Genomic DNA, 18,496 nt, shown 5'->3' with positions numbered 1-18,496 from the left:
TTTATTAACTAATAAATTTAATTAAAAAATAAAAACTCAAAGCTACTAAATTAGCTAGGTTTGAGTTTTATGATGAGTTTTCTAGTTATAAAATAAAGTAAATATTAGAATGCTTTGCAATTGCTAAATAAATTAACGACACAATAATTGGTAGTGTTACATATAATGTTATTGAAATTGCGAAATTTTTAAATAGTGCTAAATTGTAACGCCAATAAATTAAATGCAAAGTTAATTTACTAATTGAAAAAGCAAGATTAAACATAAATCAATTAGTACGACTTGATAAGGCTAATAATATAAAAATGAATACTACAGTTAATAAAAACTTGTCAAAATCATTTGCTTGATATGCAATTGGTAAATGCGCAATAAAAGGACCGATTATGAACATAATCATTAAAAAGAACCCCTCTTTTACAGCGTGTTTGCCAATCGTTAATTCATTTTCTAAGCTAGGTAAAACATCAGCTGGTAAAACCTGGATTTTATTAACATTTTTATCACTACCACTAATTCAGGTAAATATTTTAGCAGCCGCAATATAAGCGAAATTTGCAGTAATTGCCGCTAAAAATTGTGCCCCAATAATATAAGGCACACCTTTTAGAAGGGGGTTGCCGGTAAAATCTTTACCAATTCCTTTGATTAGGCTTTGAAAAATAACATTAGCTGGATTTAAGAATGTATAAATTGCTGTATTTGAATAAAACTTTGCCAAAACTCAGGTGAAAACATTAGCAAAAATCAATGCTAAAGCAAAAGTAATTGGTAAAAATAATCGCCCTTGTGAATTAAAATATTTTTTAAAAAAATATGAAGCAAATCAAATGGCAAAAGTTAATACAAACACCCCAATAAATTCTGAGGCAAAAACTTTGCTACTTCAATAAGTAGATAACGCTTCAATGGAATTCATATTTGAATTTCCTTTCTATAATAAGTTTGAAATTTTAATTTTTAATTTAATTTTATTAAAACTTGCTAAACTCTATATTTTTTTTCAAGAAAATCAAAAATGTCTAAAACAGAAAAGCTTAAAGAATTATTATCTCGTAATTGAATAATGTAATTGGGATCTCATAATGGTTTAAAGCGAGTATTAATTGTTTCATAATTATATAAATATGGTAAATATTTTTTTGGACCTGGTGTCCGAGGGCTACGAACTTTTTCTAAGGTTACTGGATCAAATTTTTCAATTTCTGGAAGTTGTTTTCCTCATGTACCTAAGTTTTTTAGAGCAAAAACTGAATTTTGCTCAAATTGATCATATTTACCACTTTCTAAATATTTAGATCTTGCTTCTTGACTTCAAAATTGTCCTTTAGATCCCCTCCCATCAATAGTGAATCCGTTTTGAGATAGTTGTATTGGATTACCATCTCACAATTCCATGTGCACATGTGGTGTTCAACCGCCATTAACTTCTTTAGCTCCGACATACCCAATAATATCACCGGCTTTAACAAGTTTAGGATTTTGCGGAGTGATTGTATTGAAATAAACTTTAGTTCTACGATTTCGGAAATCAGCTTCAAGCGAAGAGCCATACAATTGTAAAGTGGTGTTGTAATCTAGGTGAATAAAAACTAAATAAATTTTATTGACATCACGAAATTTTGTGTCTAAAACTTTTTGATCAAGTTTACCAACTAAATCAGTTTTATTAACTTCCATAATTACTTGAGTTCCAATTCCGGCACCAACAGTTTCTGATGGTAAATAGTAAGATGAAATTACTTTTCCATCAAAAGGAGCAAAAACTGGAGTTTGAGCTTCAACTAAAATATCTTCTCCAGCATGAATTGAAACATAAGTTTGGTAAGCTAAATAAATATTACGATCATCTAAAAATCCACCAGTTGTAATTTTAGTACCTAAATCTTGATTTACACTGTCAGTAACTTGAGTTAAATCTTGACGTTTTAAGCCATCAATTTTCATTTCATATGCTATCGGTGAATCTTGTAGGCTTTTTGCAAAGATATAACCACGCTTTGGTACCTCAAATTTTACAGTTACTTCTTGAGGTTCGAATGAATTATCCTTACTTGTAGCAAGTAGTGTGAAAATATAAGAACGTGAATACTCGGGATTAACAAAGGCGCGAATAATTTGATATTTAACTTTATCACTCTGCGATTTTACGCTAAAATCTCCAAGTGGCACAAGCAAACCTTTTTCAACAAAGCGATAATTGTAAGGGCTAATATAATTTTTGTTATAAACTTGTGCATCATTAGTTAAAAATGATATTAAATTATGCTGACTTGTAGCACTATTAGTAATTTCTTGCTTCAATCGAACATTTTTTCCTCATTCATTTTTATAAAATTGTCCACGTTCAGCACTAGGCATTGTTCCTAATTTCTTTAATTTTTCATCTTTTGATAATTCATGTTTAATTCCTAAACGAACATCAAGATTTATTTGATTAGGATTACTAATGTCTTGGGTGATATTTTCAACAAAAATTCTTATATTAGTTGATGGTATAACAACTTCAATAGAATCTGTAGTTTTATTTAGTCAGGTTTGTGGTTGAATTTGAAAAGTTAATGCTTTAGGGGTTGTATTACTGATGTTAAAATATTGTGCTAAATAATTTCATCTACGCTTTTGTAAATTATTTCAAGCATCTAAATATTCTTGTCCATTTTTAGAAATTGGGGCATAATCTGCAATTCAAATATTATTAAAACCTTGAATAATCTCGGTAATTGAAGTTTTAACATCAGTTTTTAGACTAATATTTATCGGGTTAGCTTCTAAATAAGCTGTTGTAGCTAATTCACCAAATTGATAATAAGGATCTTTAGCAAATCCCGTAACTTTAGTGTTTAAAATTCGACTTGCATAGAGTTTTTTCTTATTGGTATAGCGTTGTCCCGCTGTCACTTCAATTGGTAATCATGCCTCAGTTGCATTATCTGGATTCACCTTTAAAGCACCATATTTAAATTTAAAAGTAAAATCATTTAAATTAATATCAAAGTAATCTAATTGTTCTTGTTGCGCTTGAGTAATTAATGAGCGATCAAAATGTGGGCGAAAATTAGCTTCCAAAACGCCGCCATTAAACAAATTTCTTGCAAGTGCTCGACTTTTAACAAGTTGATCATTAATTTTAATTATTGAAACATATTTATCTAAACCTAGTTCAAAAAATTTCTCAATTGCTAAATTAGGATTTTTAACAAAACCTTGTGTTACTCTAGTTGAAGTATTGGTTGCTTCATTGCTATTAGTTTCATTATTAGGTTGGTTACTAGAATTTTTCGGAGGAGTTGGACTTACTTCGCTTCCTGTGTCGGGATTGGATGTTATTGGCGGTTGTTCTGGAGTTGTATCATTAGTGGTACAAGCCACTAATAAAATTGGGGTACTCAAAACAGCCAAGGGAGTAAAAGTGAATAATTTTTTCAGTTTTTTCATATTGAATGGCCTTTTTCTTCAAAAATAAAATAATTAATATATTAGTACAAAAAGTTGCTTGAATTGCACTTTTTTTTCGTTGTTTATGCATATACATTATATACATTTGAACAAATTTAAACAAAAAAAAGTTAAAATTAACACTTTCTTAATTTTTAGTTTATTTAATTCAGTTTGAAAAATCATTAATACAAAAAAAAAAAAAAACTTCATATTTGAAGTTTTTTAATATCAATTAAATTGCTACGTCAGTTAAACTGATATGGTGGCTTCGGCAGGAATCGAACCAGCGACACACGGAGCTTCAATCCGTTGCTCTACCTACTGAGCTACAAAGCCAATGGCGGTCTAGACGGGGATCGAACCCGCGGTCTCCTCCGTGACAGGGAGGCGTATTAGCCACTTTACCACTAGACCATTTTGGTTGCGGAGGCAGGACTCGAACCTACGACCTTCGGGTTATGAGCCCGACGAGCTACCAACTGCTCCACTCCGCTATATTGAATGCAACTTATTAAAAGATAAATTACATTGAAAAAAAATTTGGCGACTTATTTTAGCAATTAACTAAAATTAATCAATGGCGGGCAATGAGGGATTCGAACCCCCGCGGGCCGTGAAGCCCCTGTTAGTTTTCAAGACTAATCCCTTCAGCCAGACTTGGGTAATTGCCCTTAATGGTGGACCCAGCTGGACTCGAACCAGCGGCCGACCGGTTATGAGCCGGTTGCTCTAACCAACTGAGCTATAGGTCCGAGAAAAGACCGGCTGGTAAATTTTCCATGTGGTGGCTCCAAAGAGAGTCGAACTCTTGACCTTCCGGGTATGAACCGGATGCTCTAACCAACTGAGCTACAGAGCCATATGGTGGAGAGGAAGGGAGTCGAACCCTCTACCTCCTGCGTGCAAGGCAGGCGCTCTAGCCAGGTGAGCTACCCCCCCAAAAAAGTGGTGAAGAAGACAGGATTCGAACCTGCGACCACTTGGTCCCAAACCAAGTGCTCTACCAAGCTGAGCTACTTCTCCACATTTCACTATTTGAAATTTGAATTAAATCAAAATTGCTTATTTATTATACTAAATTTTTTAAAATTAGTTAAAAAAATATTTATTTTTTTCTTAATTTATTTTTATATTACTAATAAACTCACTTTTAATGACTAAAAATAACTTTTATTATTAATATGTTTAGTAATTATAATAAAAAAAATTAAAAACAAAGCAAAAAATTTAAAGATTTTTTTGTAGCTAAATTAGCTAACAAATTACTTTTTTAGATGTCAATAATTAAAAAAAATAAAAAATGATTTCAATTTAGAAATCATCTTCTTCTCAAGTAAATTCATAATCAAAAATTCTAACGGTGTCACCACTTCTAATTCCTTGATTCTCTAATTCTTGTCAAACACCCAAATCTTTAATTCTTTTATTAAACATCATTAAATTATCATGTGAAATCAACGGAATTTTGTCATAGTATTTCGCAACTTCAGCTCCTGTCACTTCAAATAGGCCTTCGTGAATTTTTTTAACTATAAAATTAGGCTCTAATGTAATTGTGATTTCTGAAGCTTTTTTTTCTTCCAGTACTACAGCTTTTGCGTGTTGTAAAGCTTCAAACAATTGACTTTTTAAAAACATAAAATCATTATCTTCAAGCGCTGAAATTTCAATAACTTTGATATCTGGATTTTGCGCTTTAAATGCAGTTAAATGCATCGTATAAGCTGGTAAATCTTTTTTATTAGCAACTACCACTTGAGGACGAGATTCTAAATTAAGTTTATAACTTTTTAATTCTTTATTAATAACTTCAAAATCAACAAGTGGGTTTTTGTTTTCAGAACCAAAATCTACTACATGACAAATTACTCGACAACGCTCAATATGTTTTAAAAATTGAATTCCTAAACCTTTACCCTGATTAGCACCTTCAATTAATCCTGGTAAATCAGCTACAACATATGAATAATCCTCATATTTTACTAGTCCCAGTTGCGGTACAAGCGTAGTAAATTCATAATCAGCGACTTTAGCTTTGGCATTAGAAATACGATTTAAAATTGTTGATTTTCCAGCTGATGGTTTACCAACAAAACCGACATCAGCCATGATTTTTAAACTTAATGTTAGTTCAAAACTTTCCCCTTTATCACCTTTTTCATTCATTTCTGGAGCTGTATTACGTGCTGTTTTAAACTTAGTATTTCCTCTTCCGCCTTTACCACCTTTGGCAATTAAATAAGGACGATCTTCGATAATATCGGCGATTAACCCATTTTGGGTATAAACCATAGTTCCAAACGGCACCTTTACAAATGTATCTTTCCCTTTAGCACCATATTGGTTTTTACGGCGCCCATTTTCACCATCTTCACCTTGAATATTTTTTTTATAATATAAGTTTAATAGCGTATTAACTCCATGATCTGGGACAAAATAAATTGATCCCCCATGTCCGCCATCTCCGCCGTCAGGGCCACCACGATCAACATGCGCTTCACGCCGAAATGCAATCTTTCCATCACCACCTTTTCCGGCAGCAACTTTTAGATTAATTTCATCAATAAATTTCATTTTTACCTCATTTAATTGGTGTTTTTAATTAGCTATTTAAAACAAAAATTCTTGTTTTGACAACAAGAATTTAAGGTTTTATTGCTTTTCTGCATACACTGAAACAAAAGTGCGATTTTTTCTTGTTTCATATTTTACATATCCATCAATCAACGCGAATAGGGTGTAATCGTTTCCACAACCTACATTAGTACCTGGAAAAATTTTGGTTCCTCTTTGTCTAAAAATGATAGCTCCAGCTGTAGCTAATTGTCCGTCGCCTAGTTTTAATCCTAGACGTCTACCTTTGGAATCACGACCATTACGGGTTGATCCACCAGCTTTTGTCTTTGCCATTTCTTATTTTATCCTTTCAATTCCAAAATTTTTACCCTTGTATAAGGTTGACGGTGCCCTAATTTACGCTTGTGAGTTGATTTGGGATTGTGACGATAAACAACAATTTTCTTTTGTTTTCCTTGTTTTTCAATAACTCCAGTAACAACAGCATTAGCAACTAATGGTGCACCAATTTTATCATTTAATACAAGTACTTGATCAAAAGTTACAACATCACCTTCATTACCTTCAATTTTTTCAATGAAAATGGTGTCATCTTTTTTAACAATAATTTGTTTTCCGCCTGTTTGAATAATTGCAAACATTGTAAGTATATCTCCTTAACATCGGCTCATCTTTAAGGTATTACCAACGGCAATTTTACAACCTTTTCAGAATGGTTACGTTTGAAGTAACGATTAAAATTTTATCATAAATTCTTAAAAACGTTAGTATTTACCAATTAAATTTTTACTATCTTTTGGAGTATTAGAATTTGGGTTTATGGCGATATTTTCAGCAATATCAATAAAATTGTCGCCTTGTTTAATTGCTAAGCTAACATTTGAAGGTCCTTTATCAGATTTGTAAGAAATTTTTAGTGCATTATCAGCAATTTTAGTAACTTCAAAGCTATTTGCTCCAAATTCAACAATTGGTAAATAGTGTAATTGTTCATAAATTTCTAATAATGCTTTTTTATTTAAGTTTGGAATTGATCCTACTTTATCATTTGAAGCTGCATTATTAGATTCTCTATCAGATTCATTCGAATCTAAGGTCACTTGTTTTTGTTTTTTCTTGTAAGTCCCATTAGTGTAATTTAAATCTAAAAAATTTAAAATGTCATCAAAATATGGTTTATTAGCAGCTGATGAATTAATTTGATTTAATGCTGAATATTGAAAGCCTGATAAATTTTTGTAAAGTTGTTCTTGATCAATATTTTGTGGCACAATATAGTCTTTATATCTCAATGCTCCAAAAACGTTTTGACTTAATTGATTTTTAGCAAATTTTAAATAATAAGTAGGTAACTTAGTATTTGAATCTATTGTTTTTGCTCATGATTCAGAATTTTGTTGCATTAATTTATTAGCTACAGCTGGAACTATGCTATTTGGTGGAAATTTTAAATATAAATAATCTTGATAATTATTTATATTAACTAATGTTGGTTTTGTTAAATCAAAGACTCAAATTAAACTATCGTTATTTTTTAACTCGATTTTATCTTGTGGTCTAATTTGCACAATTCCATCAATTGGATTACCATCACGGTTGTCAATAATTTCTCCATTATAATAATTTTTAATTAAAAAGAAAATATTGCCATCTTGAAGATCGATTTCAGTATTATTAATTTTTAATAAATTACTTTTTGCTTTTGGTGGTGTAATTGGTGTAGGTTGTGATGGTGTTGGCAATGGTTCCGGAGTTGGCTTTGCTACTTTTTTAGTATATTGATTTGAACAAGCTACAAGAATTGTAGAAATTAAAATGGGTGATAGTGAAAATGTTAAAAGTTTAACAAACTTTTTCTTTTGCATTATATTAAGCGCCTTTCAGTAAAAAATGTTAAATAAATTTTAACAAATTTTAAAAAGCTTTTTAAGATAAAACATAATCACTAAATTTAAAAAGATAAAAAACAAATTATAAAAGATAGTCAAAAACTTAAAATTTAAGATTTTTGACTAAGATTTATTGCTTTTTAAATTTAAATCTTTATTTTATTTTAGTTTTTAAAATAAGAATTTATATTTTTACTAAATTAACTCTTATTTTTTAAATTAGTAAAACTTTTATAAGGCATTTCTTTTCGGTAATCGAAATATTGTTCTCATGTAGATATTTTATTAATTTTTATTTTTGTATTAATTGGCATTTTAGGAACTACTGCCAAATATAATTGTGGAGGATAATAAGCTAGATTGATTTTTCAGTTTTCTCTTCCTCAAATTATTCACCTATCAATAGAATTAATTATTAATTCATTATTTATAAGCTGAATAGAATCAACTATAGAACTATAAGAATGGTTAGAACTTAATGTTTCATAAAATACTAAATCAAAATTTTCAAAAAAATTAGCATTAAAAACTTTTTTAAAATTATCAAAAAAATCATTTAGTGCTTTTCTTTGTTTATCTAGTTCTTCTATTAATGATGCTTTTGTCAAATTTGATTTTTTTACTTTTTCTAGCACTAATTCATTTACTTCTTTTTTTCAATTATTTAAATCATTTTGATTTTTAATAATTCCATTTCTATTTTTAGATGGAAAACGAAAATCGATTTTTAAAATCTGTGTTTTATTTGTGAATTTTTTTTCATCAAAATAATCAAAATTATTAATTTTTAATTCTTCATCTTTATATTTAGGAGAACTATTTTTCTGACTAATCAAATAGTAACTTGTTAATGTTATAGCAGATAGTGAAACTAGTGATATAAAACTAATTATTAAATATTTTTTTATTTTAATATTTTTTAACATATGTAATAGCTAATTTATCATACTCTGAATTGTGAAAATTAGCGTCTTTTTTTCTTATAACTTTAACTATATATTCCCCAGATTCTTCTGCACGATGTTTAATTAACTCTACATTAGAATTAACAACATCTATTTTTTTAACACGATGTCAATTATTGCTTCAATTGCTTTTTCTTCTAATTATTTTATTTTCATTTTAACTCCTTTTTTAAAAAATGATTAATGCTTTGAAGCAAAAAATAATATTTATAAAACCTCCTCTTTTATCTTATTAAAATTATAAATTATAAAATAAAAAATAAAGCCAAAATATTTATGAAAAAAATGCAAAAAATATGCACTTAATTACAAATGCATATGTTTTTTTATATATTTTAAAATAGAATATTTACTTCAAGCGTTTTCTATAATAATAAACATCAAATTGTTTAAAATTTTCAATTTTGTAAATTTCGAAATCATTTAATTCAACATTGTATAAATAACGATCACCTTCGTAATCACCCTTAACAATCGAAATGATCAATTCATCACAATGAGGAACTAGTTGTTCGTAAATGCTAATTCCACCCATTACATACAAGTCTTGATGGAGATTATTTTGATATTTTTTGATAAATTCTGTGTAATCAGATAATACAACAACACTTGAATTATCTGGTTTTCAATTTGGATTTTTTGATAAAACATACATATTACGATCAGTGAAATTTTTGGGCAACGATAAATAAGTGCTTTGTCCCATTAAAACATCTTGATGCAATGTTTGTCTTCTAAAGTGTGCAAATTCTTCTTTAATGTATCAAGGTATTGTATTACCTTTGCCAACAAGGTGATCTTTTGTCATGGCTCAAATTGCTTTTAACATTTTAAACTGCAACCTCCCCTTTAATAAATGGTTCCGGATCATAATCAATTAGCTCAACATCATTGAAATTAAATTCAAAAATACTTTTATTTGGATTTAATTTAAGTTGTGGTAATTTTTTTGGATTTCTCAATAATTGTAAATTAATTTGTTCTAAATGATTAACATAAATATGAGCATCGCCAAAAGTATGTACAAACTCACCAACTTCTAATCCGGTTTCTTGAGCTATTAAATAAGTTAGCAAAGAATAAGAAGCGATATTAAATGGCACCCCTAGGAAAATGTCAGCTGAACGTTGGTACAGCTGGCAACTCAATTTATTATCTTCAACATAAAATTGAAATAATGAATGACAAGGCGGCAGTAACATATCATCAACCTCTAAAGGATTTCATGCTGAAACAATATGACGACGTGAATAAGGATCTTTTTTAATTGATTCAATCACTTTTTTTAGTTGATCTATACCCAAAAAATCACGTCATTGTTTACCATAGACCGGGCCTAAATTACCATGCTTAGTCGCAAAAATAGCATCAGTTTTAATTTTGTTAATAAATTCTTCTAATGTTTCACCCTGATAATCAGGTGATTTTTGGTAATTTTTATAAGGCCACTCATTTCAAATATTAATTTTATTGTCAACTAAAAATTTAATATTAGTATCACCTTTGATGAATCATAGTAATTCTCCAACTATAGCATGAAAATTAACTTTTTTCGTAGTTAATAATGGAAATCCTTTAGTTAAATCAAATCGCATTTGATAACCAAAAATACCAATTGTATCAGTTTGAGTGCGATTTTTACGCATTTTACCATGTTTTTTAACATGGTTAAGTAAATTTAAATATTGTTGCATTACTATACTCCATTGCAATGTTTTTTTTAGTGTAACTTCAATTATAATGATTTAAAAAAGCTTTGAACAAAATATAACACTTGTATAACACATATTATTCATTTTTTTAAGATACTAAAAAGGTAAAAACAATCATAAATCAGACAATATTAACTCTATTCTTGCAACTTTTTTTGTTTCGGGGGTCTGGTTTTTTGATTGTATATAGAATAGGTAAAAGTTAATATGGTTTCCACCTTTTTACTCTTCATTTAATTTAATGGGGGGGTAAGGGGGGTTGTGAAACAACATAGAAGAGACCCCCACCCCACCGCCGCGGCAGAGCACGCTTGGGCGGTTGGGGTTGGGTGGTCTCTTCTTTTATATATGGGAGACCGCCAGGTCTCCTGTTTTTGTTTTATTCCATTTCATTTATGAAATGATTCAATGTTTATAAACACAACATGCTCGACCTCGGGTATGCAACACCCAGAGGTCAAGCATTCCAATAGATTAATAACAATTCAATATTTTTAAATGAAATGGAATGTCAAATTGGGGAGGAAACTTTATAGTATCTTTAAACATAAAAAACAAATTATAAAAATAGTCAAAAACTTAAAATTTAAGATTTTTGACTAAGATTTATCGCTTTTTAAATTTAAATCTTTATTTTAGTTTTTAAAATAAGAATTTATATTTTTGCTAAATTAACTCTTATTTTTTAAATTAGTAAAACTTTTATAAGGCATTTCTTTTCGGTAATCGAAATATTGTTCTCATGTAGATATTTTATTAATTTTTATTTTTGTATTAATTGGCATTTTAAGAAATATTACTAAATATAATTGATTAGGTCAATATATATCATTAATTGCTCATTCTTGTCTTCCTCAAATTGATCATCTATCAATAGAATTAATTACCAATGTATCGCCCTTGAATTGAATAGAATCAACCAAAGAACTATAAGTATGTTTTGAACTTGTAGTTTTATAAAATACTAAATCAAAATTTTTAAAAAAATTATAGTTAAAAACTTTCTTGAGATTATTGAAAAAATCATTCAATTCTTTGTTGCGTTTATTTAATTCTTCATTTTTAGCCGTTTTAGTTAAATTAGAATTTTTTATTGCCTTTTCTAAGAATTGTTTTAATTATTTTTTTCAATCCTTTAAATCATTTTCACTTTTTATAATTCCTTTTTCTTTTTTAGATAAAAAAGGGAAATCAACTTTTAAAATTTGTGATTTATTTATAATTTTTTTTCATCAAGATAATCAAAACTATTAATTTTCAATTCTTCATCTTTGTGTTTTGAAAAATTATTTTTTTGACTAATTAAGTAATAGCTTAAAGAAGGTATAGATACTAAAAAAACTATTGAAATAAAACTAATTAATAAATATTTTTTTAACTTATTATTTTTTAACATATGTTACTGCTAATTTATCGTATACTGAGTTTCCAAAATTAGCGCCTTTCATTTTATAATTTTAATTTTATATTCTCCAGACTCTTCTGTTGTATATTTAATCAATTCCACATTCCAATTAACAACATTTATTTTTATTAAACCCTTTTCTATATAAAAATTATAGATTAAAAAAATAAAATAAATTGAAAATTCATATAACCCAACATGTCATAAATGTTTACAAAATATAGCATTTTATATCCAAATTATTGATAAAACAAAAATTAAAATTTATTAAAAATAAAAAAACTAGTTAAAAATTTATATAAAAAATGATCTCTATTAAATTTCTGAGATCATTAAAATACTTAAAAATATTTTTTAATTTTCAAGATTAATAAAAATTCTATTTTAAAACTTTCTAAGATAATAATAAACATCAAATTGTTTAAAATTTTAAATTTTGTAAATTTCGAATTCATTTAATTAAACATTGCATAAATAACAATCACCCTCATAATTACCCTTAAAAATTAAAATGAATAATTACTCACAATAAGGAACTACTTGTGTTCGTGAATGCTAATTCCGCCCATTACATACAAGTCTTAATGGAGATTATTTTGATATTTTTTGATAAATTCTGTGTAATCAGATAATACAACAACACTTGAATTATCTGTTTTTCAATTTGGATTTTTTGATAAAACATACATATTATGATCAGTGAAATTTTGGGTAGCGATAAATAAGTGCTTTGCTCCATCAAAACCCACAAGATAAATAAATATATTTTTTGGCAAGTAATAAAATTATTGATTGTTCAAATGTTTAAAAAATTATAAAATAATCAAATCTATGTTTAGAGCTATAACTTAGCTTCTGAAATTTTAAAAATAAATTTTTGTTTTGTTTATAATTGTTCATATGAAAAATAACTTAAAACCCTTTGTTTTTTCCGATGTTGACGGAACATTGTATGGGACAGATTTCACAGTTAGAGATGAAACTGTTAAACATATACATCGCGCAATTAATGAATCTGATATTGAATTTGTTATCACAACAGGAAACCCTCCATTTGAACGCCACCAAAAATTAGCTGACCAATTACATGCTCGTTATTTAATTACTTCAAATGGAGCTACAGTTTTTGATAATGTTGAAAAAAAATACTTATATTCAAAAGAATTTAACCAAGAGCAACAACAATTAGTTATTGATTTAGCTAAAAAATATGATCTACAACTAAATTTTTGAAATCACGAAAATTATTTTACCTTGAATCATAAATCTGAATTTTTAACTAGTTGAAATTATTCATTAATAGATCCTCAAGTTGTTGTTAAAAATGCAGATAAAACACAAAAAAATGTTGTTAAAATGGAACTTTTTGGCAAAGATAAAAATATTGAAGCGGCAAAAAAAGCACTTGAAGAAGACGGTAGTTTAGAAATCATTAATATGAAAGATCATCATTTAGAGTTAACTGCTAAAGGTGTTAATAAAGGTTCTGCAATTAAATGATTTTTAAACCATTTACATCCCCAGGATCCCGAAACTGTAATGGTTGTTGGTGATAGTCCTAATGATATTCCAATGTTTGTAATAACACCTTATAGCTACGCAGTTGCCAATGCTCGCGATGGTGTGGAACAGTATGCAAAATTGCATACTACCGCTTATGACCAAAATGGTGTTGGAATGGCAATCGATGATTATTTATATCGTTTTAAAAATATTAAACCAAGCAAATAAAAAATTCAATAAAAAATGCTGATATTATTTCAGCGTTTTTTTATTGAATTTTTATGCCTTTTTTGTAATAAATAATGGTTGTTGTACTTAAAAATAAACCACCAATAATAAAAGGTATGGCATTTAGTCAACTAAAATTTATACTTGCATATGGCGCCATATTAAATAAGGTATTAACACCCGGTACATAAACAACAAATAAAATAAATAATAGCGATACTATGAACCCTAACCATAAAATTTTAGTATTACTTCATTGACTATTAAAAATTGATTTACTTGAACCGATAATTAATGAATTAGCTGACAAGTTTAGTCCCAATGTCAAAAAAGCTAAGCCACTTCCAAAATGATAAGCATCTAGTCCAATTGTTGAAGTCCCTAATTGTTGACGCATCGTTAGAAAATTAAAATCATAAAAAGAGCCGGCTCCAATATAAAACATTAAAAGTGAGGTCATTGATGCAAAAAGTCCTAAAAATAAAATTTTTAAAAACATATTTCGAGTAATAATTGGGGCATTTTTGGGTAAGGGTTTCCGATTCATTAAATCCACTTTTTCATCATTAAATCCTAAAGCAATACCTGGAAAAGTCTCGCTAATAACATTAATTCATAAAATTTGCAGTGCTGATAATGGATTAGAAGCAAAAATTAAGATGCCAATAAAAGTTGTAAACATTGCTGCCAAATTAGTTGCAAATAAAAATACCATTAATTTTTTAATCCGATATAACAAACCTCTACCTTGTCTAACGGCATTAACAATTGTTGTGAAGTTATCATCAGTTAGTATTAAATCAGCTGCTTGTTTTGAAACATCTGTTCCAGTAATTCCCATGGCACAACCAATATCAGCACTTTTTAGTGCTGGTGCATCATTAACACCATCTCCCGTCATTGAGACAATGTGCCCATTAGCTTGCCAAGCTTTAACAATACGGATTTTATCACTTGGACTCACCCGAGCATAAACTGAAAACTCTTGTACTTGTGCTTGCAATTCAGCATCAGATAATAATGCCAATTCAGCGCCTGTAATAATCTTTTCACCTGGATTTAGAATTTTTAAGTCTTTAGCAATCGCCCCTGCAGTATTGGCATGATCCCCTGTGATCATAACCGTTTTTATACCGGCTTTCTTATTTTCTGAAATAGCTCCATAAACTTCTTGTCTTGGAGGATCAATTATCCCAATCAATCCAACAAGTTCGAGATTGCTTTCAATTACTTCGCTAGTTAAATGAATAGGCAAATTAGTAATTTTTTTAATTGCAACAGCTAAAACACGCAGGGCATCATGACCCATCATTTCATTTGCTTTTGCAGCTGCGGCATTATAATTTTTTAATCTTTGAAAAACTTGATCTGGAGCACCTTTAGTAATCACTAAATAATCATTACCATCCTTTACAATTACAGACATCATTTTGCGGTCTGATTCAAAAGGAATTTCTGCCACACGCGGGTATTTTGTTATTAAATTAGTTTTTAATAAATTGGAATTAACTTGATAACTCATGTCTAAAATCGATGTTTCTGTTGGATCTCCAATTAAATTAATTTGTTTATCAGCTTCTATTGTGATTGATCCGTCTGTACATAGAATTGCTTTTGTTAAAAGATTTTCTGCTGAAGGGGTGGTGAAATTTGACATAAAATCAGCGTTATGGCTGTCTCACAATTTTGTCACAGTCATTTTATTTTGTGTAAGAGTTCCAGTTTTATCAGAACAAATAATCGATACACTTCCTAATGTTTCTGCAGAAGATATTTTTTTAACAATTGCATTTTTCTTTGCTAAATTTCTTACTCCAGAAGATAATATCACCGTCATAATTGGTAATAAACCTTCAGGAATTGTCCCAATTGCTAATGTAATTGCAACTAATAAACCTTTAACTCAATATTTATAATCTTGAGCTCGTTCTGGAAAATTGATTACATTGGCTACAAATAAAATGTAAATTAAAATTGTTAATAAACATAAAATGGAAGCTCCAATTCCAATTCATTTTCCTAATCGATTCACTTTTTCCTGTAAAGGAGTTAACTTATCTTTTGCTTCATTAATTGATTGTGAAATTTTTCCAATTTCTGTATTCATTCCTACATTTATGACTAAAAATTTTGCCCGACCATGAATCACATAAGTTCCTAAAAATACATAATTTAAACGATCACCTAAGGCAGCGTTAGGCTCAACCTTGGCATTGGCATCCTTGAAAACTGATGTAGATTCCCCGGTTAAAAGTGATTCATTTACTTCCAAAGCTGCTGATTCCAATAAAATTCCATCAGCTGTAATTTGATTCCCCGCTTCAATTAACACAATGTCACCAACAACAACATCTTTTGCCGGAATTTCCAATACATTACCTTCACGCAATACTGTTGTTGTGGGTGCGGTCATTTTTTCTAATGCTTCAACATTTTTTTCAGCTTTGTATTCTTGGTAGGTACCAAAAAAAGCATTTAATAAAACAATAAATCAAATTACAAATGGCTCAACAAATTCGATAATAGTATCAGTTTGTGAGTGAGATTCATGTCCTGAAATTTGATTGTATAAAGCAATTGCAAAGGCGATAGCTCCAGCAATAATTAACAGCAACATCATAGGTTCAATTAAATGCTTTAAAAATTTAATATAAATTGGGGTGTTTTTTTTAGAAACAATAATATTAGATCCAAATTGTTGGCGCTGATTTTCAATTTGATTTCGGTTTAAACCTTTGTTTAAATCTGTTGGGTAATCTTGATGCATTATTTAACTTTCTTTGCTAATTTGTATTCTAATGTTTTATCAATAAAAGCATTAAATAATTTGTGTGGCTTTAATGGTCTAGCTGTAAATTCAGGGTGATATTGTGTACCGATATAAAACTTTTTACTTTTCATTTCACAAGCTTCAACTAAATTTGAAGCTGGATTAATTCCTGAAAAATCAAAATCTCCATCAGGTAGAATTTCTTGAAATTTTTTAGTAATTTCATAACGATGACGATGTCTTTCGATGACCTTATTAGTTTCATAATATTCTGCTAGTAGTGAATCTTCTGTAAATTGAATATCGTAATTCCCCAAGCGCAAAGTCCCCCCCATTTGCTTTGCTTTATTATCAATTAAATCTAAAACATAAACTTCATCATCTTCTTCTTGAGCAAACTCAGCTGATGTAGCTTTTGAATAGCCTTTTAATCGCGCTTGAGCAACCGACATTGCTTGCATACCTAAACAAATACCAAATGTTGGTATATCTTTTTCTCTAGTATAAATTGCAGCAGTAACTTTACCTTCAAAACCTCTAATTCCAAAACCTGGTAAAATCATTACTCCATCAAGGTTTTTTAAAATTTTATCAGCTGTTTTAGAAGTTATTTTCGAAGATTCAATTCATTTTAAATTAATTTTTACATTTTTATAAATTCCAGAAATTAACAGCGCTTCAACAATTGATTTATAAGCATCGATGAATTCAACATATTTACCTATCATTCCGATAGTAATCTTATTTGGATGTTTTTGTTTTGCTTTTTCAGCAAAATCATATCAAACATCTAATTTTGCTGTCTTGTTTTTAAAACCAAAGTATTTTTGAATAATTTCTGCAGTTTTACGTGATTCTAATCAACCCGGAACATCATAAATACTTTTTAAATTAGGCATTGAAATAACATTACTTTTAGGTAAAAAAGCATTATATGCAACTTTTTCAATAATGTCATTAGCAATGTCATTATCTGCTCTTAATAAAATAATATTAGGTTGAATACCCATTGAATTCAAAATTCTAATTGAATTCTGAGTTGGTTTAGTTTTAAAATCATTTGAAGCACTTAAAAAAGGGACGTATGTAACGTGAATAAAAAAAACATCTTGAGGATTTTTGCTACGCATTTCAGCTAGTGAATAAACAAAAGGGTTGGATTCAATGTCACCAACAGTACCACCAATTTCAACAATTACAAAATCTACTTGGTATTTTTTTTCAATATTAGTAATAATATTTTTAATTTCGTTAGTAACATGGGGGATGAATTGAACAGTTTTTCCATTATATTTACCCTTGCGTTCATTATCTAAAATTTTGGCAAAAATTTTCCCTGAAGTGTAATTGGAATCTTTGGTGAAATTTTCATCAATAAAACGTTCATAATGTCCTAAATCTAAATCAGTTTCACCACCATCGCCAGTTACATAAACTTCACCATGCTCATATGGAGAAATTACTCCTGGATCAACATTTAAATAAGGATCTAATTTTAAAACAAAAATTTTATAACCTCTTGCTTTTAAAATATTCCCAATCGAAGCAGCCGCAACTCCTTTACCTAATCCAGAAATTACTCCACCTGTAACAAAAATATACTTTGACATTTTTTTCACCCCTATTTTAAAAAATAAAAATTACAAATTAAGAGTTAATTTGTAAAATTTTTGATTGCTATAATTTTACACATATAAATAATTATTTAAAAATAAAAACCATACCTAAGTATGATTTTTAATAATTTTTTTTGGTTGGTCATTCTTACAAATGATATGGCTGCCCCGGTTAGATTCGAACTAACGCATGGCGGCACCAAAAACCGCTGCCTTACCGCTTGGCGACGGGGCAAAATGGTGGGGGGGGAGGGATTCGAACCCCCGAATCCGGAGAAAGTGGGTTACAGCCACCCGCATTTGGCCGCTTTGCTACCCCCCCATTGAGTTAAATGCCTTATTATTATATAATTTTTTTAAAAAATCCAAAATATTTTTTTATTTTTTTTC

Annotated in this window: 15 protein-coding genes and 10 tRNA genes; 1 reads left to right on the top strand and 24 read right to left on the bottom strand. The window is 29.0% G+C overall.

Annotation, left to right across the window (positions count from 1 at the left end; translation table 4 throughout):
- Positions 1 to 85: 85 nt before the first annotated feature.
- The 20 genes from ACW95P_RS02395 to ACW95P_RS02300 all read right to left on the bottom strand — a co-directional run bounded on the left by ACW95P_RS02395 (position 86) and on the right by ACW95P_RS02300 (position 12,765).
- Complete coding sequence (locus tag ACW95P_RS02395; RefSeq protein WP_457961637.1) at positions 86 to 919, bottom strand: MAG4940 family membrane protein; 834 nt, start codon at positions 917 to 919, stop codon at positions 86 to 88.
- Positions 920 to 984: 65 nt separating this feature from the next.
- Positions 985 to 3,438, bottom strand: a complete 2,454-nt coding sequence (locus ACW95P_RS02390) for an MSC_0775 family lipoprotein (RefSeq protein ID WP_457961636.1) — start codon at positions 3,436 to 3,438, stop codon at positions 985 to 987.
- A gap of 263 nt (positions 3,439 to 3,701) precedes the next feature.
- Positions 3,702 to 3,777, bottom strand: a tRNA-Phe gene (locus ACW95P_RS02385).
- Positions 3,778 to 3,779: 2 nt separating this feature from the next.
- Positions 3,780 to 3,855: transfer RNA gene (locus ACW95P_RS02380), tRNA-Asp, on the bottom strand.
- A gap of 4 nt (positions 3,856 to 3,859) precedes the next feature.
- Positions 3,860 to 3,935, bottom strand: a tRNA-Met gene (locus tag ACW95P_RS02375).
- 84 nt (positions 3,936 to 4,019) lie between these two features.
- Positions 4,020 to 4,112, bottom strand: a tRNA-Ser gene (locus ACW95P_RS02370).
- 4 nt (positions 4,113 to 4,116) lie between these two features.
- Positions 4,117 to 4,193: transfer RNA gene (locus tag ACW95P_RS02365), tRNA-Ile, on the bottom strand.
- Between the two features lie 30 nt (positions 4,194 to 4,223).
- Positions 4,224 to 4,300, bottom strand: a tRNA-Met gene (locus tag ACW95P_RS02360).
- A 3-nt stretch (positions 4,301 to 4,303) separates the two neighbouring features.
- Positions 4,304 to 4,380 (bottom strand) — tRNA-Ala (locus ACW95P_RS02355).
- A 7-nt stretch (positions 4,381 to 4,387) separates the two neighbouring features.
- Positions 4,388 to 4,464 (bottom strand) — tRNA-Pro (locus tag ACW95P_RS02350).
- A 288-nt stretch (positions 4,465 to 4,752) separates the two neighbouring features.
- Entirely contained in the window at positions 4,753 to 6,015 is a 1,263-nt protein-coding gene (gene obgE / locus ACW95P_RS02345) for a GTPase ObgE (protein WP_457961635.1), read from the bottom strand.
- A 78-nt stretch (positions 6,016 to 6,093) separates the two neighbouring features.
- The gene (gene rpmA / locus ACW95P_RS02340; protein ID WP_457961634.1) at positions 6,094 to 6,351 is read right to left on the bottom strand and encodes a 50S ribosomal protein L27; all 258 of its coding nucleotides are present in this window, start codon (positions 6,349 to 6,351) and stop codon (positions 6,094 to 6,096) included.
- Between the two features lie 8 nt (positions 6,352 to 6,359).
- Positions 6,360 to 6,659, bottom strand: coding sequence for a 50S ribosomal protein L21 (gene rplU / locus ACW95P_RS02335; RefSeq protein ID WP_457961633.1), 300 nt, complete (start codon positions 6,657 to 6,659; stop codon positions 6,360 to 6,362).
- A gap of 123 nt (positions 6,660 to 6,782) precedes the next feature.
- Positions 6,783 to 7,883 (bottom strand): hypothetical protein, encoded by a 1,101-nt coding sequence (locus ACW95P_RS02330; protein ID WP_457961632.1) that lies wholly within the window; start codon positions 7,881 to 7,883, stop codon positions 6,783 to 6,785.
- A 224-nt stretch (positions 7,884 to 8,107) separates the two neighbouring features.
- A complete protein-coding gene (locus ACW95P_RS02325) occupies positions 8,108 to 8,833 on the bottom strand; it encodes a hypothetical protein (RefSeq protein ID WP_457961631.1) in 726 nt (241 codons plus the stop codon).
- Positions 8,834 to 9,221: 388 nt separating this feature from the next.
- Positions 9,222 to 9,701 (bottom strand): dihydrofolate reductase, encoded by a 480-nt coding sequence (locus ACW95P_RS02320; RefSeq protein WP_457961630.1) that lies wholly within the window; start codon positions 9,699 to 9,701, stop codon positions 9,222 to 9,224.
- 1 nt (position 9,702) lies between these two features.
- Positions 9,703 to 10,566: a thymidylate synthase gene (thyA, locus tag ACW95P_RS02315; RefSeq protein WP_457961629.1), complete on the bottom strand. Its 864-nt coding sequence runs from the start codon at positions 10,564 to 10,566 to the stop codon at positions 9,703 to 9,705.
- A 689-nt stretch (positions 10,567 to 11,255) separates the two neighbouring features.
- Positions 11,256 to 11,474: a hypothetical protein gene (locus ACW95P_RS02310; protein ID WP_457961628.1), complete on the bottom strand. Its 219-nt coding sequence runs from the start codon at positions 11,472 to 11,474 to the stop codon at positions 11,256 to 11,258.
- A 326-nt stretch (positions 11,475 to 11,800) separates the two neighbouring features.
- Positions 11,801 to 11,980: a hypothetical protein gene (locus tag ACW95P_RS02305; protein WP_457961627.1), complete on the bottom strand. Its 180-nt coding sequence runs from the start codon at positions 11,978 to 11,980 to the stop codon at positions 11,801 to 11,803.
- Between the two features lie 590 nt (positions 11,981 to 12,570).
- Complete coding sequence (locus ACW95P_RS02300) at positions 12,571 to 12,765, bottom strand: hypothetical protein (protein WP_457961626.1); 195 nt, start codon at positions 12,763 to 12,765, stop codon at positions 12,571 to 12,573.
- Positions 12,766 to 12,889: 124 nt separating this feature from the next.
- Between ACW95P_RS02300 and ACW95P_RS02295 the strand changes: the two genes are divergently transcribed.
- Entirely contained in the window at positions 12,890 to 13,720 is an 831-nt protein-coding gene (locus ACW95P_RS02295) for a Cof-type HAD-IIB family hydrolase (protein ID WP_457961625.1), read from the top strand.
- Between the two features lie 40 nt (positions 13,721 to 13,760).
- Here the strand turns inward: ACW95P_RS02295 and ACW95P_RS02290 are convergent, their stop codons facing one another.
- The 4 genes from ACW95P_RS02290 to ACW95P_RS02275 form a co-directional block, all read right to left on the bottom strand.
- Positions 13,761 to 16,487, bottom strand: a complete 2,727-nt coding sequence (locus ACW95P_RS02290; RefSeq protein WP_457961624.1) for a cation-translocating P-type ATPase — start codon at positions 16,485 to 16,487, stop codon at positions 13,761 to 13,763.
- Entirely contained in the window at positions 16,487 to 18,100 is a 1,614-nt protein-coding gene (locus tag ACW95P_RS02285) for a CTP synthase (RefSeq protein ID WP_457961623.1), read from the bottom strand. Before ACW95P_RS02285 ends, ACW95P_RS02290 begins: the two co-directional genes overlap by 1 nt.
- A 166-nt stretch (positions 18,101 to 18,266) precedes the next feature.
- Positions 18,267 to 18,341, bottom strand: a tRNA-Gln gene (locus tag ACW95P_RS02280).
- A gap of 3 nt (positions 18,342 to 18,344) precedes the next feature.
- Positions 18,345 to 18,428, bottom strand: a tRNA-Tyr gene (locus ACW95P_RS02275).
- Positions 18,429 to 18,496: the final 68 nt, after the last annotated feature.

The organism is Mycoplasma pogonae, assembly GCF_054170725.1.
The sequence above is the reverse complement of the archived record's forward strand: the minus strand, read 5'-3'. Positions and strand labels throughout refer to the sequence as shown.